The following is an 18,169-nucleotide window of genomic DNA, read 5'->3' as shown; positions in this document are numbered from 1 at the left end:
GAGAATCTATCTTTATTATTGCTTCAATGGAATTATTGGTTTCAACTAATCGTTCAACGTTAATTGTATAACCTCCGGTTACTTTAATTTCTTCAATAACAGCAAGCACAACATATTTAGTAAAGTCTATTTCTATCTCAGAAAAACGTTCACTTACATTATTGGTAGTATTAATCTTATCTAAAAGATTTTCCCATTCGTTTGAATTATGAATAACCAGGTTAACTTAAGAAATCATTTCACTGCCATTTCCTTATAAGTTCCCTGTTCCAATTACAAATTGCTCAACCTACTCCAAATCACCAGAATCGTTTCCACAGCAATTTAGTCCAACAAGACTTGCCAGAACAAGTATCAATTTTATAGTTTTTGTTGCTTGTTCCATATTGTATTAATTTTTTGCGTATGTCTTAGGTACAATGAAGCTAGATCAACCTATGTTATCGACGATGTTCATTGTCATCTTTTATGACTTCAACCACCTTGATATCCTTGTTATACGGCATCGGAACAACAATATGGTATTTCGCACCTGCGGCTACCGTAGAATTATCAGTTAAAAAGGTCACCGTGTAAACAAGTTCTTCATTGTTTGCCTCCACTTTTTCATGTAACAAAGATGCTCCCGCAGCAAAACTTTTGCTTCCCAGAATTATGATATATTCAGAAAAATCGATTTGAGGCAGGCAATCAGTAGTAATATATTTTTCCAGTTCTTCTTGTGAGTTTATGATATAATAATTGTTGGTGTGCCCCATCTTCAAGTGCCATATGTGATGCTCACAACCAAAGTCGGCAAACTTGTAAAACTCAGCAGGTATTAATACGTCTTCTTCCAGGTATTCCTTTTGACAACCTGCTCCCATTAAAACAGGCAACAGCAAAAAAGACAAGATTTTGAATATGGTATGTTGCATGACGTTTGATGATAAGCTACGATAATTAGACCATTAAAATGTCAAAAGGTTGCGTGCATTCACTATTTCACTTGAATTTTCTAATAAAAAACAAAGCCCAACCGCATAAATCGGCCAGGCTTCGTTTAAGAATTAACAATTGAATATTTAATTTTTATATAATGGCAATCCTCTCTGTCGACAATTTTTTTAATTCGTCAATATTCGTGTTTATTCGTGCCAATTCGTGGATTAATGAACCCGCTTTGGCGGGATACGCTCCATCACAAATGCAGTGCGAGCCGGAATATATAATTTCAATTGATATTGATCCTGATTATATGGCATGCGATGCGCAAAATAAGTCAGGGACTCATCCACATTTCCATATCCGCCAAACTCGGGATTGTCGGTACTGAGTACAATCTTGTATTTACCGGCATCCGTAAAAATTCCGTAATCGGTATATGAGTTTGTGGGAGAGAAATTGAAAATAAAATAAAAGCCCCCCCTTTTAAAGCACATCAGCTGATCTGCTTCGTTAATGTTTATCCCATAACAAGGCTCATTGTTTACCAGGTAGCCTGACTTGGCCTTATCTATCATGGCCTTATCGAAATTAGATAAAAATTTGAACTTGAGATCGGGATTCTCCATCAATCCCCACTGACGACGGGCATACTTGTGGGACCATCCATTGCCTTCTCTTGGAAAGTCGATCCACTCGGGATGGCCGAACTCATTACCCATAAAATTCAGGTATCCTCCATATGCAGTCGACAGGGTTGCCAAGCGAATCATTTTATGCAATGCCAGTCCCCGGTCAATAACCAAGCTTTCCGAGGCCAGGTTCATCTTGTCATACATTTCCTTATCAACCAGGCGGAAGATAATGGTTTTATCCCCCACCAAAGCCTGATCGTGCGATTCGGCATACGAAACAGTTTTTTCGCCGAAACGATGCTGGGACAATTCGTGGAATATCTGTCCCACATTCCAATGCTCGTCACTCTTTTCTTTGATCATCTTAATCCAGAAATCGGGCACTCCCATCGACAGCCGATAATTAAAACCCAAACCTCCGTTTTCAATAGTATCGGCCAAACCGGGCATGCCGCTCATATCTTCGGCAACCGTAATGGCATTGGGGTTAATATGATGAATCAATTGGTTGGCTAGTGTAAGATAGGTAATCGCGTCCATATCCTCGGTTCCATTATAATAATCGGCATAGGACGAAAAAGCATATTCCAGCCCATGATGAACGTACAACATACTGGTTACGCCATCAAAACGGAATCCATCAAAATGGAATTCCTCAATCCAGTAACGACAGTTGGAAAGCAAAAACTGAAGCACCTCCGTTTTACCGTAATTAAAACACTTACTGTCCCAAGCCGGATGCTCTCCTTTGCCTCCATCGTGGAAATATTGATATACGGTTCCATCGAAACGACCTAATCCCTCCACCTCGTTTTTTACGGCGTGAGAATGCACAATGTCCATAATAACAGCAATACCGTTTTTGTGTGCCTCATTGATTAAATCCTTAAGTTCTTCCGGCGTTCCAAAGCGAGAAGAAACCGCAAAAAAGTTGGATACGTGGTAACCAAAACTACCATAATACGGATGCTCCTGAATGGCCATTAGCTGAATGGTGGTATATCCGGCCTTGATAATTTTTGGCAACACATTATTTTTGAACTCTGTATATGAACTTACCTTTTCTTCTTCCGATGACATGCCCACATGCCCCTCGTATATCAGCAAAGGATTTACCTGAGGTTTGAAATCCCCGTCCTCCCATTTAAATTCTTCCTCGGGCTGCCAGACCTGGGCGCTGAATATTTTAGTTTGATCATCCTGAACTACCCGCTGTATATGCGAAGGCAAACGCAGTCCGTTACCTCCTTCCCAAAAAACATGAAGCTTGAACAAATCGCCGTGCTTTAACACTGATTTAGGGATATAAATTTCCCAATTGCCATTATCCTTTTTCTCAAACCGATATCTGTCATCACAGTTCCACTGGCTAAAATCACCAATCAAAAATATTTGGGTAGCGTTGGGCGCCCATTCCCGCAAACGGTAGGTATCTCCTTCGGGGTGCAAGCCATAATAATCAAACCCTCCGGCCATCTGATACAAATCGCCAAATATGCCGTTTAAATAATTAAGTTTATTCCGATAATGGGAAATCCTACCTTTAATTGGTTCTTCAAATGGTTGTAACCAAGGGTCGTTTTTTACAAAAATTGGTGTTTCCATATTAAAATGATAAGGTATAGTTTCTTGTTTTTGAAAATGGATCTAAATATTTGGAAAGTCTTTCGCTTATTTGCGACAATCATTAGCTGACATCCCTATTAAACAAATCGTTTTATGCCAGTTTTATGCTAAAACTTATTTGTTAGATACTAATATAGCAACAGTATTTGGCATACCATCTATAATTTTAGAAAATTTGATGGTTTATTAACCTCAATTTTTGTTTTGAGAATTGTAACTTTGTCAGGGTATACTGAAAAAATTTCATGCCCGCATTAGAATATCGCATGCATCACATTAGTAAACAATGATTTACCAAGCCCATACTAGAACCAGTAACACATAAAACATGGATATACAGCAAATAAAACAACGATTTGGAATTATTGGGAATTCTTTTGGCTTAAACCGTGCCATTGATATTGCTGTACAAGTGGCACCTACCGATTTATCAGTCCTGATAACAGGGGAAAGTGGAACAGGCAAGGAAGTCTTCCCTAAAATAATTCATCAATTCAGCTCAAGGAAGCATGGCCCTTATTTTGCCGTTAACTGCGGTGCTATCCCGGAAGGGACAATCGATTCAGAACTTTTTGGCCACGAAAAAGGAGCCTTTACAGGTGCTTTGTCGGATAGGAAAGGATATTTTGAAGAAGCCGACAACGGAACTATATTTTTAGATGAGATAGGCGAGTTACCCTTGGCCACTCAAGTACGATTACTAAGGGTGTTGGAAGCCGGCGAGTTCATGAAGGTAGGCTCATCCAAGGTATTAAAAACCAATGTTCGCGTGGTAGCAGCCACCAATGTAATGATGGAGAAAGCGATTCGGGAAGATAAATTCCGCGAAGACTTGTTTTATCGCTTAAGCAGCGTGCCCATTACCATTCCTCCGCTCAGAGAGAGGTCTGATGATATTAATTTATTATTCCGTAAGTTTGCCCACGATTTTGCGGACAGATACCGTATGCCAGCCATCAAGCTTCAACCTGAAGCACGAGAAATCATTAGCCGATACCGTTGGCCCGGAAATATCCGCCAGTTAAAGAACATTACCGAACAGATCTCCGTGATTGAGGAAAACAGGGAAATAAACGGTGATACCATGCGCAATTATATCCCCTACAACAGTGGAGACAACTTGCCTGCCGTGATGGATTCTCCCGCGGGTGGCGATGCATCTTTTGCCAATGAAAGAGAGATTCTTTACAAAGTTCTCTTTGACATGAAAAAGGATATGGGTGATTTAAAAAAACTCGTTCTTGAGGTAATACAGCAAGATGGAACTATTAACGTTCAGGGTGAACATGCACACATCATCAAAAAATTATACGATCAGGATTCTGACTTTGCAAACACCCCGGCTTCTCGACCCGAAACTCCGGTAATCATTAAAAAACCTTCCCAGACCGGCAATATTCACGAAGGGATTGAAGATACCGAAGAATTTGTTGAAGAATCATTATCGCTGGAAGACAAAGAAATAGAACTTATAAAGAAAGCGTTGGATAAATATAATGGCAAGCGCAAATATGCGGCACAAGAATTGGGGATATCGGAACGTACACTTTATCGTAAAATAAAAGAATATAACATTACCAACTAACCGGTATTGCCCATTCATGCATTTTTGTGAAAACAACTTGGCTAATTGGCATTTACACAACTATTATTCGTTAAATAAAAAACTCCAGTCAAAAATGAAACATATTATAACGTATTTAGTATTGTTTTTGGGGCTTTCGGCATGTTCCGTAAACCTCACATTAAACGGGGCGTCGGTGCCTGATAACCTAAAAACCTTTACGGTTCAATATTTCGAGAACAGGGCTCCTTTGATTAACCCGACGCTAAGCCAGACTTTTACCGAAGAATTGAAAGACAGAATCACGAGCGAATCGAGATTGGTGTTGGAATCGCAAAACGGGGATATTGATTTTTCAGGGGAGATTACAGGTTACAGCATTCGCCCGATGGCCATTCAGGCAGATGCTGTTTCGGCAGAAACCCGACTAACCGTGACCGTTAAGGTAAGATATAGAAACTTTAAAGACCCTAAGGACAACTGGGAATCGCAGTTTAAAGCCTACGAGGATTATTCGAGCGACCAAAACATCACCGACATTGAAGACGAATTGGTTGCGTTGATTATTGAGCAAATAACAGAGGATATTTTTAACAAAGCTTTTTCTGACTGGTAGAAAAAAATAAACTTTCGTGAACTATTGAAAGTGTTAACACATGAACAAAACCCAATTTGCTGAAATATTAAAGAATCCCGAGTCCCTGTCCGAGGATACTCTTGCGGGAATTAGGGAGATTATTGAAGAATATCCCTTTTTTCAGATAGGTAGAATGTTGTGGTTAAAAAACCTGCACAAGCTGGATAAGATTAAATATAACAGCGAATTAAAAATCTCGGCGGCATACATTGCAGACCGTACCAAACTTTTTCAGCTTATAAATAATATAGGCAAGCCCATTCCGGAAGCGCCCCATTCGGAAACAGTGGAGAACACCTCCGATCAAGAGTCTCCTATTCAGGAAACTGCCGAAGAGGCGAAAGTGAATGTTGAGGAACATAAAACGTCGGTAACCGTTACGGATAATTACTTGAACGCGTCGGATGATTTATCTGACGACGAAAGTTCTATCTATGATTTTGCTCCCAAGCTGAAGCTTCAGGAAGAAAAAGAAAACGAAATTCAAGATATTGTTCTTCCTGCCGCGGACCTGTTGGATTACGAAATGACTTCTTCGTCTAGTTATTCGTTGCCTGATCTGAAAGATGTTGAAGAAGTCGATTCCGGAGACAACCGCTCCTTTTCGGATTGGTTGCACATCATGCATTACTCGACCTCTCCCCAAAAGGAAGAAAAACCTAGACCAAAGAATAGAGGCATGGATTTAATCGACAACTTTTTGAATTCCAACCCTCAAATAATTCCGGATCCCGCAAAAAAACCGAAAAATGTGGATCTGGGAGAGGATAGCACCCACACTCAGGATGATATTTTAACGGAAACGCTGGCCGAAATTCATATCAAACAGGGAAACAAAAACAAAGCGATTGCAATTTTCGAAAAATTACGCTTGAAATATCCTGAAAAAAGTGTTTACTTTGCACGTCGAATTAAGGAGTTAAAAGAAAATTAAATTTTAAATAACAAATAAGATATGTATCCAGTTGTATCTGTGCTAGTGATTGTGGTAAGTATATTATTAATACTTATTGTTTTGGTTCAGGATTCTAAAGGTGGAGGTTTAGCATCTAACTTTTCCGCATCGAACCAAATTATGGGAGTAAGAAAAACCACCGACTTTTTAGGAAAAGCAACTTGGTATTTGGCAGGTGGACTTTTGGTTTTATCGCTTGTAGCCGTAATGGTTATTAAAGAACCGGGCGTTGCTTCCGGCGATAGCGAATTAGACGAGAAACTAAATCAGATAGCGCCAACGCAGACAGAGCTACCTAGCTTCCCTGCTGCAGGAAACGATGCAGCAACTACGGAAGAAAACAACGGTTCGCAAGAGTAAGCCGAGTTTAGCAAAAGATATTTAAGTGCCGGTATGCAAATGTCATATCGGCATTTTTTTGTTATATCGCATGCACCCCTTGACAGGGTTTGGGACCATGTTGTACTGTTGATTCAGGATTCAATCCGTATTATTCATCCTCCCATAAAACAAATGAATATGGTTTTCTGTCCCGTTTATTGCCAATATTTTTGTCCCATAGCCTGTAAGGCACCTGTAATGCACTTAAGCAGTTCATGTTCCTATGCCTTTTGAATTGAAGCTTCCCTATTTTAAATAGCAAATATGGTTTGAATAAATTGAGGTTACATTAATAATTCACCGTAACAATATCAACCCCATATTTTCTTTTTCAACAATGTTTACCTCATTCAACCCGCAATATGCATTAGAAATGCGGTTACACAAAGAACTCCGTTAACAATTGAAGCGGATACATCGCAGGTTACGACGCTGTTTTTTTGCAAAACTTTGAAAAGAATTGTGTGGTGAAATAATTTCATAATCTGAACTCTGCCCGAGGAGTAATAAGGATAACCTGTTCCGCAAACTTGCTGAAGCCCCATCCGACAGGAACGAATGCATTCTCAAGTAAAGTTGTATTGCAAAGGGTAACGGCCATAAAAATACGATTCACCAGGCGACCCATATTACAACACTTTATGTCTTGCAGAAAGTCAACTAATGGTGTCATCCCGCGTGTGGGATGTCAGCCCTTGTCAGTGCGATTATGCAATTATGTCAGTCTGATGCTGTAAAAAAGGCTCAAAACTCAATTGGCACAGTTTATGAAAAAAACAAAACGCAATAAAAAAACAGTTTAACTTTTAAATCATTTACAATATGTCACAAGTACAAGGAAAGATTCTAGCCGGAAAAATTTTGGTTAAGCCCCAGGCGGCAGAAACAAAGACAGCAAGTGGAATCATTATTCCTGATTCAGCTAAAGAAAAGCCTCTTCAAGGTGAGGTTATTTTGGTAGGTGCTGAAAAAGCAGATGAGAAAATGGAAGTTGCCGTGGGCGATGTTGTTCTTTACGGAAAATATGCCGGAACAGAATTGAACATCGAAGGTACCGACTACCTTTTGATTTCTCAATCAGACGTATTATTCATTAAATAATTAAGTAACTAGTTAAAGCTTAAAACAAAATGGCTAAAGAAATTAAATTCAATATTGAAGCTCGCGATCTATTAAAAGGCGGAATTGACGAGTTAGCAAACGCAGTAAAAGTAACCTTAGGGCCTAAAGGGAGAAACGTAATCATCGATAAAAAATTTGGTGCTCCATCTATCACCAAAGATGGTGTTTCTGTGGCTAAGGAAATTGAGTTGAAGGACCCTTATGCCAACATGGGTGCGCAAATGGTAAAAGAGGTGGCTTCGAAAACTGCTGACAACGCAGGTGACGGAACAACAACGGCTACCGTTTTGGCTCAGTCGATTGTAAGTGTTGGTTTAAAGAACGTAACTGCCGGTGCCAACCCAATGGAACTGAAAGCGGGTATCGACAAGGCTGTAAAGGCTGTTAAAGAAAGTATTGCAGCTCAGTCGCAAGAAATTGGTGACCATACGGAGAAAATTGAGCAGGTGGCTAAAATTTCTGCAAACAACGATGCAGAAATCGGCCGTTTGATTGCCGAGGCAATGGAAAAAGTAGGTCAGGAAGGAGTTATCACCGTTGAAGAAGCCAAAGGTATTGAAACTACTGTTGAGGTGGTTGAGGGTATGCAGTTCGACAGAGGATATATTTCTCCTTACTTTGTTACCAACACCGAAAAGATGGAAGCCGAGTTGGAGAATCCTTATATCTTGATCCACGACAAGAAAATCTCCACTATGAAGGACCTTCTTCCTGTATTGGAAGCAACCGCTCAAACAGGTCGTCCTTTGTTAATTATTGCCGAAGATATTGACGGTGAAGCGTTGGCTACCTTAGTGGTAAACCGCTTACGTGGCTCGTTAAAAGTGGCTGCAGTTAAAGCGCCCGGTTTTGGCGACAGAAGAAAGGAGATTTTGCAAGATATCGCTGTTCTAACCAACGGTACTTTAATTACTGAAGAAGTTGGTTTATCCCTTGAGCAGGCTACCATAGAGATGCTGGGTGAAGCTGAAAAAGCAACGCTTGATAAAGAAAACACGACTATTGTTAACGGTGCCGGTGCCAAAGAAGTAATTGGTGAAAGAACCGAGCAGATCAAGTCACAAATTGCCAACACTACTTCTGAATACGACAGAGAGAAATTACAGGAGCGTTTGGCAAAATTAGCCGGTGGTGTTGCCGTATTGTATGTTGGTGCTGCTTCTGAAATGGAAATGAAGGAGAAGAAAGACCGCGTTGATGATGCCTTAAGTGCAACACGTGCTGCGGTTGAAGAAGGAATTGTACCCGGGGGTGGGGTTGCTTTTGTTCGTGCTATTGATGCGCTGGAAGGTATCAAAGGCGAGACCGAAGATGAAAACACCGGCATCGAAATCGTAAAAAGAGCTATCGAGGAGCCACTACGTCAGATCGTTACGAATGCCGGTAAAGAAGGTGCAGTAATTGTTCAGAAGGTAAAAGATGGAAAAGGTGACTTTGGTTACAATGCCCGTATCCATGAGTACCAGAACTTTTTTGCTACCGGTGTTATTGACCCTGCTAAAGTAACCCGTATTGCTCTTGAAAACGCTGCTTCTATCGCCGGTATGTTCCTAACTACCGAGTGTGTAATTGTAGACATTCCAGAGGATGAGCCTGCAATGCCTGCCGGAGGTATGGGCGGAATGGGCGGAGGTATGCCCGGAATGATGTAACAGCCATTAAACATTGACAATTCGCTGCCATACCCATAGATATGGCGCAAAACGATTCCGAAGTAAAATAAATAAAAGGTAGCCGGATTGCACCTTATTAAAATCCTGCCGCCAAATTTATATTTGACGGGAAGAGATAAGAGACATTTGACAAATATATTCGATGTCTGAAACCAGATAAAGCCGGTTCGAAATTTTTCGGGCCGGCTTTTTAATAAGATATATTCTATCGTTTTTTAGACTTTGATTGTTTATGGCAACTGAATACCTTGAGTAGATTATCGGCATCATACATAAGCACATCCAAAACCCAATCGAACTTTGCCTGCAAATTTACAAACATCGACTCCTACAACATTAAAGACAGTGGCCGGGCACATGCATGGTACGCCGAACTGGCTTGTTAGGTTTTGTCATGTTGCACAGTTATTACAACATTCCCCTTTTTACGTCCTGTATCAACATACCTATGTGCCTCAACAATTTGCTCTAAGGGATATTTCCTATCTATTACAACCTTAAATTTTCCCGTCTCAAATAATGAATTGAGTTGCTCCAGGTATTCAGCCTTTAATTTTGGAGATCCATCATCAATTGATACGTGTTTTCCATTGGGGGAGAGTGCGTTTTTACACTGAGCCTTTAGCTTTTTCCTGTCAATCTTGCCATAAGGCACAGCATCCAGTATAAAATCGTACCGTTCTTTACTGTTGGCAACATCCTCTTTTGTATAATCAATTACTTGATCAGCCCCAAGAGATTTCACCAGTTCAATATTTCTTGTACTGCATATACCGGTAACTTCGGCGCCAAGGTTCTTTGCAAGTTGCACTGAAGCAGTCCCTATAGCTCCCGAAGCACCATAGACCAGAACCTTTTGTCCTTTTTGTATATTGCCTTTCTCCAAAAAATACGGAGCTAAAACACCTGCATAAACGGCTGCTGCCGCTTCCTCATAACTCATCCCAGGATGCTTAATCTCAATACACCCCAGCTTCGAATCCTCTTCCGAAATACATATATATTCCGCATAAGCTCCAAAACTATAACCGGTAAATCCATAAACCTGATCTCCTTTATTAAATCGTTTCACCGCTTTACCAACTGATTCGATTTCCCCGGCAAAAACAAGTCCAGGTATAGGCTTTCGCGGTTTTTTAAAACCTATCATCACTTGAAACATCAGCCTTATAAAAAAAGGCATATCAGCACCCCGAATCAACACATCACTTCCGGTTACTGCTGTCGCAAAGTTTTTTATACATACCTCATTATCCTTCGGAACTGGTTTTGGCATTTCTTTGACCTTTAAAACTTCGGGCGGTCCGTATTTATTACAAACAAATGCTTTCATGAGATTATTAATTTTCATTTAACCATGCATACGTTTAAACTCAGGCACTTATTAGCAAGTTACATGCAATATCGCATGAATTTCCTTATCCTCCTTTTGTGAAATAAGTTTACAAGCTTCATCTGTTGGTATGCATTTGATTTCAACACCTCGCTGTTCGGCTTTTTTGAGCACCTCTCCCATGACAGGTAAACGGCCATATATACCAGTGCCGACAATCAACTGTTTGCCTTCCAAGGGTATGTTTTCATCAACAGAGAGCGGAGTATGACCAAACCTGTCCCGGAATGGCCTGGAAGCTTTTTTTTTGCGTTTACTAACCTTGCCGTTTTCTATGATTACATCATAATCGTATACCTTACCATTAATCTCGATTTCTCCAAAATCAATATATCTTGCTTTCATCAGTTTATACTATTTATTCAATAAGATAAACACTTTTGTAATACGAAGCCAATTTAGTTAGCAAGTAAGAAGTCGGGCGGAATGAGTTGTTATAGTTTTTTTATCCTTTTAGTTTTACGCTAAGACAAATATCAAGAATTTGTTGTTTCTCTGGATGTTCGTCAGAATTGTTTAGATAAATTTCATAGCTTGGTCTGGACATATCCATCTCAAAATTGTTTTTATCGGCCCAATCTTCTAATTTGTTCCAAACAGTTTCGTATTCCTTAGGTCCGGCTAATTCACAATGCTGCACTGCATATTGTCCGCCAGGCAAAGACTTTCTTTGAATTTCACCCTCAGCTTCTATATCTTGAGGAATGCTCATACAGATGTCTAATTTAAATTCTTCGGGCGGGGTCGTTTTCGAGCAGTTTTCATAGGATACTAAGAATACAGATGTTTCCGAAATTAACCCTTTGGTTCCGGCCCATCCGCAAAGCTTATTAAATAGGTCAGAAAAGATTTCCTGTTTCCCTACGAAATCACCTACAAATGAAACACATGCAACTTCCCTTGTGTCCAGTTCTTTAATTCTTGGTTGATCCGTTTTCATGGTTTTTCTCCTTTCTAAAATTTAATATCAGAGTTAATGCTATTTTCTGGTGAATGTTACTTCCATTATTAATTCCCAATTACCATAAGAATCTGGATTTTGCATTCTTAATTCTATTTTATCAGGATCAATTTTTCTGAAAGTTTGTGCTAATAGACTATCGTGTCAGTTTAGAAATAAAGTCTCGTCATTAATAAATTCACCTGTTGCGATTGAAAAATTTCCTGAATTTTCAAACCACCATAACCGAAACAGCTTTGCTTTCTCATCCCAGGCAAATATCGCATGCGCTTCATCTGTATCACTTTCAATGGCAGAAGAGTAATCAAAATAAACATACTTGTCATTTAAAGCCCGTTTGAAAATTCCGGTTCCAACACTTGTAGATGCCTCCCCAAACGAACTTTTAGGAATATTATATATCATCTTCCAATTGCCAAGTAAGAAGTCTAACTTGTTTATCATATTGGATTTCATTTAAATCCCCCTTATTATGGCTGAGTAATCTTTTCAATTATCTTTCCATATCTTTGAGCAGGAAATTTCATTATATTTGCGTAGTATTTTTTTCTTACAATGGTATTTTGGTTGCCACCATCATTAGTAGTTATAAATCTCAATTTGATATCTCTCTGTGGGAAATCATACCACCCATTTTTCTTATAGTATCTATGATCTGCTTGCCAAAGTGGTCTAAGCCTGCCCCATACATTGTCTCTGAAAATTTTATGTCCCCCAATGCCAAGAAAATTTTGCGGTTTGATATATCCCTTTACTGATAAATGAATCAATCGCTCGGCAAGACTCTGCAATTGACTGTCTATTGTTGCTGAATTTTTACACTCATCAGTAATAATAATATCCACTAAATTAGATTCCTGACAATCTGTAACTGAAGGTTCAAGGATTTGCACGAGATTATGATTTTGAGCTAAAGGTCCAGAAATGATGTATGCCATCTGCTTGTTTTGCAAAGATTATTCCATTCACCTCGCCTCCGGTCAGTGGTTTCGGTTTTGTGTTTTTAATTGCTTTACTCAGGCGTTCCGCTTGGAGGTCCCCATTAAAACAACAAGCCTCGATCTCCACAATGGAAGCGGGCTTTATCCTTTCAGCGGAGAGAGAGGGAACTGAATGCATGCCCTATGTATCCTATCCTCCATATATTACGAATATTTAGAGTAAATATTGACAAGCTTTACATTCGTTTTGTATATAGAAATAAAATTACTCCGATGAAACAAAAGTAATGAACGATGAATATCCTTTGTTCTGAAGTCATATCTGGCGGTTATGTTCACGCTCAAAAGTCCTGGCGACGGAGAAGGCTAATTCATAGTGCTATCCTTCTTGATATTAGGTAGATAATATCTTAACTTTGTATTATTATCTTTCAAAGCAATGTAACCATTCTCTGACTTAATAAGCAAGCCGCCATGAAAAATTCAGTAACATCACCTAAATTGTCAGAAGACTTTTCTGGCTTTAATAAAAAGCATTTCCGCCTTTTCCGGATTTTGAAAACAAACTTGTGTATAGTGTTTGTAATTTCGATTGTAGTACAGTTATTTACAATTGTTGGATGTACACAAAAGGTGGATTTAGCATTAGAAGAAGCTGCCATCTACAAAGTTGACAGTATGTTAGTTGCAGCTATAAATGAACGTGACGTGGAGACCTGGTTGAGCTTTCTTAGTAATGATGCTAAAATGATGCCTCCAAATGCACCAGCTGTGGAAGGTAAAGATGCAATCAGACAGATGCTTGGTGAATTTCTTAAATTTCCGAAGTTGCAAATATCTCATGATCCATATTCAGTTATTGTATCGGAGGATGCCGATATGGCCTATATTTGGTATGCCTATGAGATTGTGTTAGGTGATGGGGAAAACGCACCCCATGTTGAGAAAGGGAAGGATATTTCAATTTACAGGAAACATGCAGACGGTTCATGGAAACTTGTTGTCGATATATGGAGTTCTAATACCCTGCATTAGAACTGGTCATGTGTCATAAAAACCTTACGTAAATAATTAAAGTTCTCTCAATTAGAAATAGTAGTTTTAAAGGGGGGTATGCCATAAATGGAACACTACTTATTATAACTTATCGGGTATAACTCTATCGTTGTTAGGGAATAATATACCCGAAAAGGTATAGATGTTGATCCTATATTACTTGTGGAAGCAAAAAATATTTTAATAATAATATAAATATCCAAAACAGGAATTAAATAAAATGTAACCTCACCTATGACATAAATGCAGGCGAAGAAGTTACCAACGGTCATACCTATACCTGAAATTAGCCTTTTCCCAAGGCTATCAGCTTTACGTTTATTGAATTGCTAAAAACCCTCGATTATAGAGCCAACTAAATAATAAGAAAACAATAGAATTGCGATCCATTTTAAAATTACTGATAAAAGCCAGAAATCTATTCTGGTAACAAGAAAAATATTAGCAAGGAATACAATAAAAATTAATCCATAATGAAGCACAAAAGAGGTAATCATGAATGTAGAGCCCCAAAATGCACCCTCTTTCATCCGCTTATTTGCAATAGAAAATAGACTTCCTGCTGCTACAACAAGAATGAGGGGAATAGCGAAAGCAGCACAAAAGCCATTGTCTATTAAAAGCATAGAAAATTTCAGTTTTATTTTATGGAAGTGTGGTCTCGTAGGAGATCATGTCATTTTAATCGTATTCAGATCCACTTTCCTTTCTTTTCCCCTTAATTCAATACTGCCTAAAGTTTTCAACTCATAGATTTCGGGATTTTGAATCAAATCAAAAGTTTCCTTAGAGATCAGCATATCCACATTGTATTTATTACATGATTCCTGAATACGTGCGGTGGTATTTAAAACATCACCGGAATAGATAATCTCCTTTTTTACCATCCCTATCTCACCGGCCATCACCTGACCATGGTGAATCCCTGCTTTCATTTCTGGTATCAGCCCATATTTGTCCATGTAAATTGATCCCATATCAATAAGTTTTTGTTGGATTTCCAGGAAGCAATTAATACAATTGCCATCCTGAACACCCCTTATCAATGGCCAGGTAATTACTATTTCGTCGCCTACATATTGATAGATTTCACCTTTGTTTACTAGTATTGCCTCTGTTATATCAGAGTAAACATCGTTCAACAAATTAAAATATTTTTCATTTCCCAATTTTTCAGCTATTGTGGTAGATGATCGCATATCTGAGAACAGAAAAATTCTTTGTTCTTTTTTGGGGTGGTGGTATTTGCCCCTTATAAATTTCAGTAATATGCCTGGGCCAAATTTGTCATTCACCTGCAACATAAAGAGTGTAAAAAGGGTGATTGTTCCCCACATGATAAAATAAATAAATAGGTTAGGTGTAACAATAAATTCTAAGCTACGCTTTAAGGTTTCAAAATATTCCCTATGGTTTGAAGATATATTCCAGGAAATTACGGCAGTTATACCCAAAGTGATGATCACAAAAATTAAAATATACCCCACTGCCGTGGTTAACATTGTATGCTTAAACGACTTTCTCCTGAAATATTTACTATTAACAAATATCAATAATGAACCGCCAAATATACCAGCAAATAGTCCAATCAAAATATTTATTAATAATTGTGTATTTGCCTTATATAGCTGGCTCGCACCCATACTATAAGGCGACGTTAGAATGGCATTTTCATACAATACGATGAAACTGCTGAACACAGTGTATAGAATACTAATTATTGCCAGTTTGCCAAGATTCATTTTTATTTCTGAGAATATTTTCATGACGATTTTTTTAATTCCCCAATCATGCCTTCAAGCCCCCGATCCAGAATAGTACATTTCTCCCTTTGAACATCCAGATAGCTATTTAAGTCTTTTGTGAGTTTAGGATGCCCGCAATTTTAATTAACTCGAAAACCTGGTTGGCTTTAACCCGCAATATGCATTTATACTCGTGTTATGCAATTAAACTACCTCAAAACAAGGCGTTTCACTGAGTTGCCTCAACTCACTGTAGCAATGCTCCCGAAAGTAATCGGGACAAGTAATGCCTCGTTTTAGCAATGCCTTGTTTTATGGTAATATAAATGCTCATTACGCACCTCTAATCCGGGTTGAACAACATTCTTTGCACTTCTTCCTGTCAATGGCCGACAAAGTGGATTCAATCCATTCTCAACACTTTTGCTCCACGGATCTTTCTGGTTTTGAGTTCAACCAATGCTTTGTTGGCATCTTCTAACGCAAATTCCTGAACCTCGGGTTTGATATGCATTTCCGCCGCAAGTGCCAGAAACTCGCTTACATCTTTTCGGCTGACGTTGGCTACGCTCTTAATTTCCTTCTCGAGCCAAAGGTGTGTAGGGTAGTCTAACTTTAAAAGATAATCTATGTCTGCTTTTTCCTTACGGATCGCGTTAATGACCAACCTTCCGCCGGGTTTCAGATTTTTCAATGCTTCAACCACTGGTTTCCAAGCCGGTGTGGTGTCAATAATGCAATCCAGTTTTTCCGGAGATTCCTCCATAGCTTGGCCTGCCCAGACTGCGCCAAGCTCTTTGGCAAATTCCCTCTCCTTTTCGCTCCTTGTAAAAACAAAGACTTTTACATCCGGATATCGATGCCTTACCATTTTCAAGACAAGGTGAGCGGAAGCCCCAAATCCGGTCAGGCCCAGATTTTGCCCATTCCTGATCCCCGTCAATCTCAAAGAGCGGTAACCAATGGCTCCGGCACACAACAATGGGGCGGCCTCACAATCCTCAAAACTATCGGGAAGGTGATGGGCAAAGCCTTCCCGGACAGTCATATACCCGGCATAGCCACCATTAACATCCCTGCCTGTTGCCCTAAAGTGTTCGCACAAATTCTCATTGCCTGACAGGCAGAACTTGCAGGTTCCGCAAGCAGCATAAATCCATGCGATGCCCACCCGGTCACCGATTTTGAAGATTTTGGTGTTACTACCGACAGCTTCGACCCGCCCTACCACCTGATGACCAAGAACAATAGGCAAATGAGGCGGTGGTGTGCGTCCCTCAATCTCGTCCAATTCGGTATGGCAAACACCGCAAGCCGATACTTTTACCAGAATCTCGTTCTTTGCAGGTACAGGATCAGGCAGCTCGGTCAACTCCAGCGGGGTCGGATTCTCTCGAAGCCTGCAAAGCTTCTTTAACACCATTGCTTTCATATGTTTAAAGATTAGCAAAACTCTGATAACCAGTGCAAATTTCAATCATGCTCCTGTGTGCCCAATTATTTGCCCTGGCCATGCCAGTTTCATCTGTTTATTCTTGTAATAGTTCTAGCCTGATATATTGAAGCGCTTCTGTTAAAAGCTTATTGAATTCTTCGGGTTTTTCCATCATTGGAAAATGTCCGGTTTCTTCTATGTAAAAAAGCTTATAGTTTTTGATATGTCGTTTATTTTCCTGTGTATTCGTTGGCCATAGCCGAGCGTTAATCGATACGACAGGAATCGTTATACTTTCAAAAACCTGAATGGCTTCGCTGTTTACATATTGCTCTATATAATTGCGAAAAGCACTTAAGGCAATGCTTTTAGGGGCAGAAGACATGTCTTCTTTAATCCAACGAACTAATTCTTTGTCAGTTTCCTGAGGAAACATGGCCAGGACAAAACTTTGTGCAGCAGTCACAAAATTATCTTCAAAAGGCTTTACCATTTCATCAAAAGCATGTTGAGGTAATTGCTCAGCAACGTTTTGAAAGGTGTCAATACCAATAATAGAAATTACTTTTTGGGGTATCAGTTGCGCGGCTTTTGCTACCACACTTCCACCCATTGAGTGACCGATCAAAATAGCTCTATTTATTTTCTCCCTATCGATTACTGCTTTAATATCCTTAGCGAATGACAACATGGTACAGTCAACTCGATTTGTTGAAGAATTACCATGTCCAGCAAGGTCGATTGCAATCACTTTATAATCTTTTGAGAACACAGATGTCTGATTCTTCCAGTATCGACTATCACAGCTCCAACCGTGAACAAAAATCAACGCAGTTTCCCCGGTTCCATATACGTTATACGCGATTCGTTCAGTATCACCGGATATCGCAACATCATGCTTAACAAAAGCAACGTCTCTGTTACATCCCAATAAAATGGAAAAAGAAAGTAATGTTCCAAAAATAATTTTTTTCATTTTATCTGCATTTCTCTGATCTGAGTGTACCCGGAACCGGTTGTAAGTTTGTATAAATAAGTTCCGGATACTATGTTTTGGTTATAAAATAAAAAGTCATAGGTGCCGACAGATAGATTTTCGTTTACCCATGTAGCTAATATTT

The 18,169-nt window shown here is 39.3% G+C and carries 18 protein-coding genes; 7 read left to right on the top strand and 11 right to left on the bottom strand.

The window, feature by feature from the left end:
• Nucleotides 1-440: 440 nt before the first annotated feature.
• Nucleotides 441-917 (bottom strand): hypothetical protein, encoded by a 477-nt coding sequence (locus ACRD64_RS12975; protein WP_430933807.1) that lies wholly within the window; start codon nt 915-917, stop codon nt 441-443.
• A 231-nt stretch (nt 918-1,148) separates the two neighbouring features.
• Nucleotides 1,149-3,164 carry an alpha-amylase family glycosyl hydrolase gene (locus ACRD64_RS12970; protein ID WP_430933806.1) on the bottom strand — a complete coding sequence of 672 codons (2,016 nt, stop codon included), beginning with the start codon at nt 3,162-3,164 and terminating at the stop codon, nt 1,149-1,151.
• Nucleotides 3,165-3,513: 349 nt separating this feature from the next.
• Here ACRD64_RS12970 and ACRD64_RS12965 point away from each other — a divergent pair, with 349 nt between their 5' ends.
• The 6 genes from ACRD64_RS12965 (at nt 3,514) to groL (ending at nt 9,496) form a co-directional block, all read left to right on the top strand.
• The gene (locus ACRD64_RS12965; RefSeq protein WP_430933805.1) at nt 3,514-4,770 is read left to right on the top strand and encodes a sigma-54 interaction domain-containing protein; all 1,257 of its coding nucleotides are present in this window, start codon (nt 3,514-3,516) and stop codon (nt 4,768-4,770) included.
• Nucleotides 4,771-4,864: 94 nt separating this feature from the next.
• Nucleotides 4,865-5,365: an LptE family protein gene (locus ACRD64_RS12960; RefSeq protein ID WP_430933804.1), complete on the top strand. Its 501-nt coding sequence runs from the start codon at nt 4,865-4,867 to the stop codon at nt 5,363-5,365.
• A gap of 40 nt (nt 5,366-5,405) precedes the next feature.
• Nucleotides 5,406-6,320, top strand: a complete 915-nt coding sequence (locus ACRD64_RS12955) for a tetratricopeptide repeat protein (protein ID WP_430933803.1) — start codon at nt 5,406-5,408, stop codon at nt 6,318-6,320.
• Nucleotides 6,321-6,341: 21 nt separating this feature from the next.
• Nucleotides 6,342-6,701 (top strand): preprotein translocase subunit SecG, encoded by a 360-nt coding sequence (secG, locus tag ACRD64_RS12950; RefSeq protein WP_430933802.1) that lies wholly within the window; start codon nt 6,342-6,344, stop codon nt 6,699-6,701.
• Between the two features lie 843 nt (nt 6,702-7,544).
• Nucleotides 7,545-7,823 carry a co-chaperone GroES gene (locus ACRD64_RS12945; protein WP_430933801.1) on the top strand — a complete coding sequence of 93 codons (279 nt, stop codon included), beginning with the start codon at nt 7,545-7,547 and terminating at the stop codon, nt 7,821-7,823.
• A gap of 29 nt (nt 7,824-7,852) precedes the next feature.
• Nucleotides 7,853-9,496 (top strand): chaperonin GroEL, encoded by a 1,644-nt coding sequence (gene groL / locus ACRD64_RS12940; RefSeq protein WP_430933800.1) that lies wholly within the window; start codon nt 7,853-7,855, stop codon nt 9,494-9,496.
• Nucleotides 9,497-9,899: 403 nt separating this feature from the next.
• On the opposite strand, the gene ACRD64_RS12935 is transcribed toward groL, so the two are convergent.
• The 5 genes from ACRD64_RS12935 to ACRD64_RS12915 form a co-directional block, all read right to left on the bottom strand.
• The gene (locus ACRD64_RS12935) at nt 9,900-10,850 is read right to left on the bottom strand and encodes an NAD(P)-dependent alcohol dehydrogenase (protein WP_430933799.1); all 951 of its coding nucleotides are present in this window, start codon (nt 10,848-10,850) and stop codon (nt 9,900-9,902) included.
• Between the two features lie 51 nt (nt 10,851-10,901).
• Nucleotides 10,902-11,255 (bottom strand): MTH938/NDUFAF3 family protein, encoded by a 354-nt coding sequence (locus ACRD64_RS12930; RefSeq protein ID WP_430933798.1) that lies wholly within the window; start codon nt 11,253-11,255, stop codon nt 10,902-10,904.
• A gap of 100 nt (nt 11,256-11,355) precedes the next feature.
• The gene (locus ACRD64_RS12925; protein ID WP_430933797.1) at nt 11,356-11,850 is read right to left on the bottom strand and encodes an AraC family transcriptional regulator; all 495 of its coding nucleotides are present in this window, start codon (nt 11,848-11,850) and stop codon (nt 11,356-11,358) included.
• Between the two features lie 165 nt (nt 11,851-12,015).
• Nucleotides 12,016-12,315, bottom strand: a complete 300-nt coding sequence (locus ACRD64_RS12920) for a hypothetical protein (RefSeq protein WP_430933796.1) — start codon at nt 12,313-12,315, stop codon at nt 12,016-12,018.
• Between the two features lie 26 nt (nt 12,316-12,341).
• Nucleotides 12,342-12,809: a hypothetical protein gene (locus ACRD64_RS12915; protein WP_430933795.1), complete on the bottom strand. Its 468-nt coding sequence runs from the start codon at nt 12,807-12,809 to the stop codon at nt 12,342-12,344.
• Between the two features lie 477 nt (nt 12,810-13,286).
• On the opposite strand from ACRD64_RS12915, the gene ACRD64_RS12910 reads away from it, so the two are divergent.
• Complete coding sequence (locus ACRD64_RS12910; protein ID WP_430933794.1) at nt 13,287-13,847, top strand: YybH family protein; 561 nt, start codon at nt 13,287-13,289, stop codon at nt 13,845-13,847.
• A 350-nt stretch (nt 13,848-14,197) separates the two neighbouring features.
• Here ACRD64_RS12910 and ACRD64_RS12905 read toward each other — a convergent pair whose 3' ends face one another.
• From ACRD64_RS12905 to ACRD64_RS12890, 4 genes are all read right to left on the bottom strand, one after another.
• Nucleotides 14,198-14,494, bottom strand: coding sequence for a hypothetical protein (locus ACRD64_RS12905; protein WP_430933793.1), 297 nt, complete (start codon nt 14,492-14,494; stop codon nt 14,198-14,200).
• A gap of 45 nt (nt 14,495-14,539) precedes the next feature.
• Entirely contained in the window at nt 14,540-15,634 is a 1,095-nt protein-coding gene (locus tag ACRD64_RS12900; protein WP_430933792.1) for an adenylate/guanylate cyclase domain-containing protein, read from the bottom strand.
• Between the two features lie 382 nt (nt 15,635-16,016).
• Entirely contained in the window at nt 16,017-17,045 is a 1,029-nt protein-coding gene (locus tag ACRD64_RS12895) for a zinc-dependent alcohol dehydrogenase family protein (protein WP_430933791.1), read from the bottom strand.
• Nucleotides 17,046-17,142: 97 nt separating this feature from the next.
• Nucleotides 17,143-18,024 carry an alpha/beta fold hydrolase gene (locus ACRD64_RS12890; protein WP_430933790.1) on the bottom strand — a complete coding sequence of 294 codons (882 nt, stop codon included), beginning with the start codon at nt 18,022-18,024 and terminating at the stop codon, nt 17,143-17,145.
• Nucleotides 18,025-18,169 lie beyond the last annotated feature (145 nt).

The sequence above is a fragment of the Saccharicrinis sp. 156 genome, assembly GCF_050589685.1.
Classification (GTDB): Bacteria; Bacteroidota; Bacteroidia; order Bacteroidales; family Marinilabiliaceae; genus Saccharicrinis.
Note: the sequence above shows the minus strand (reverse complement) of the source record. Positions and strands in the feature narration are given on the sequence as shown.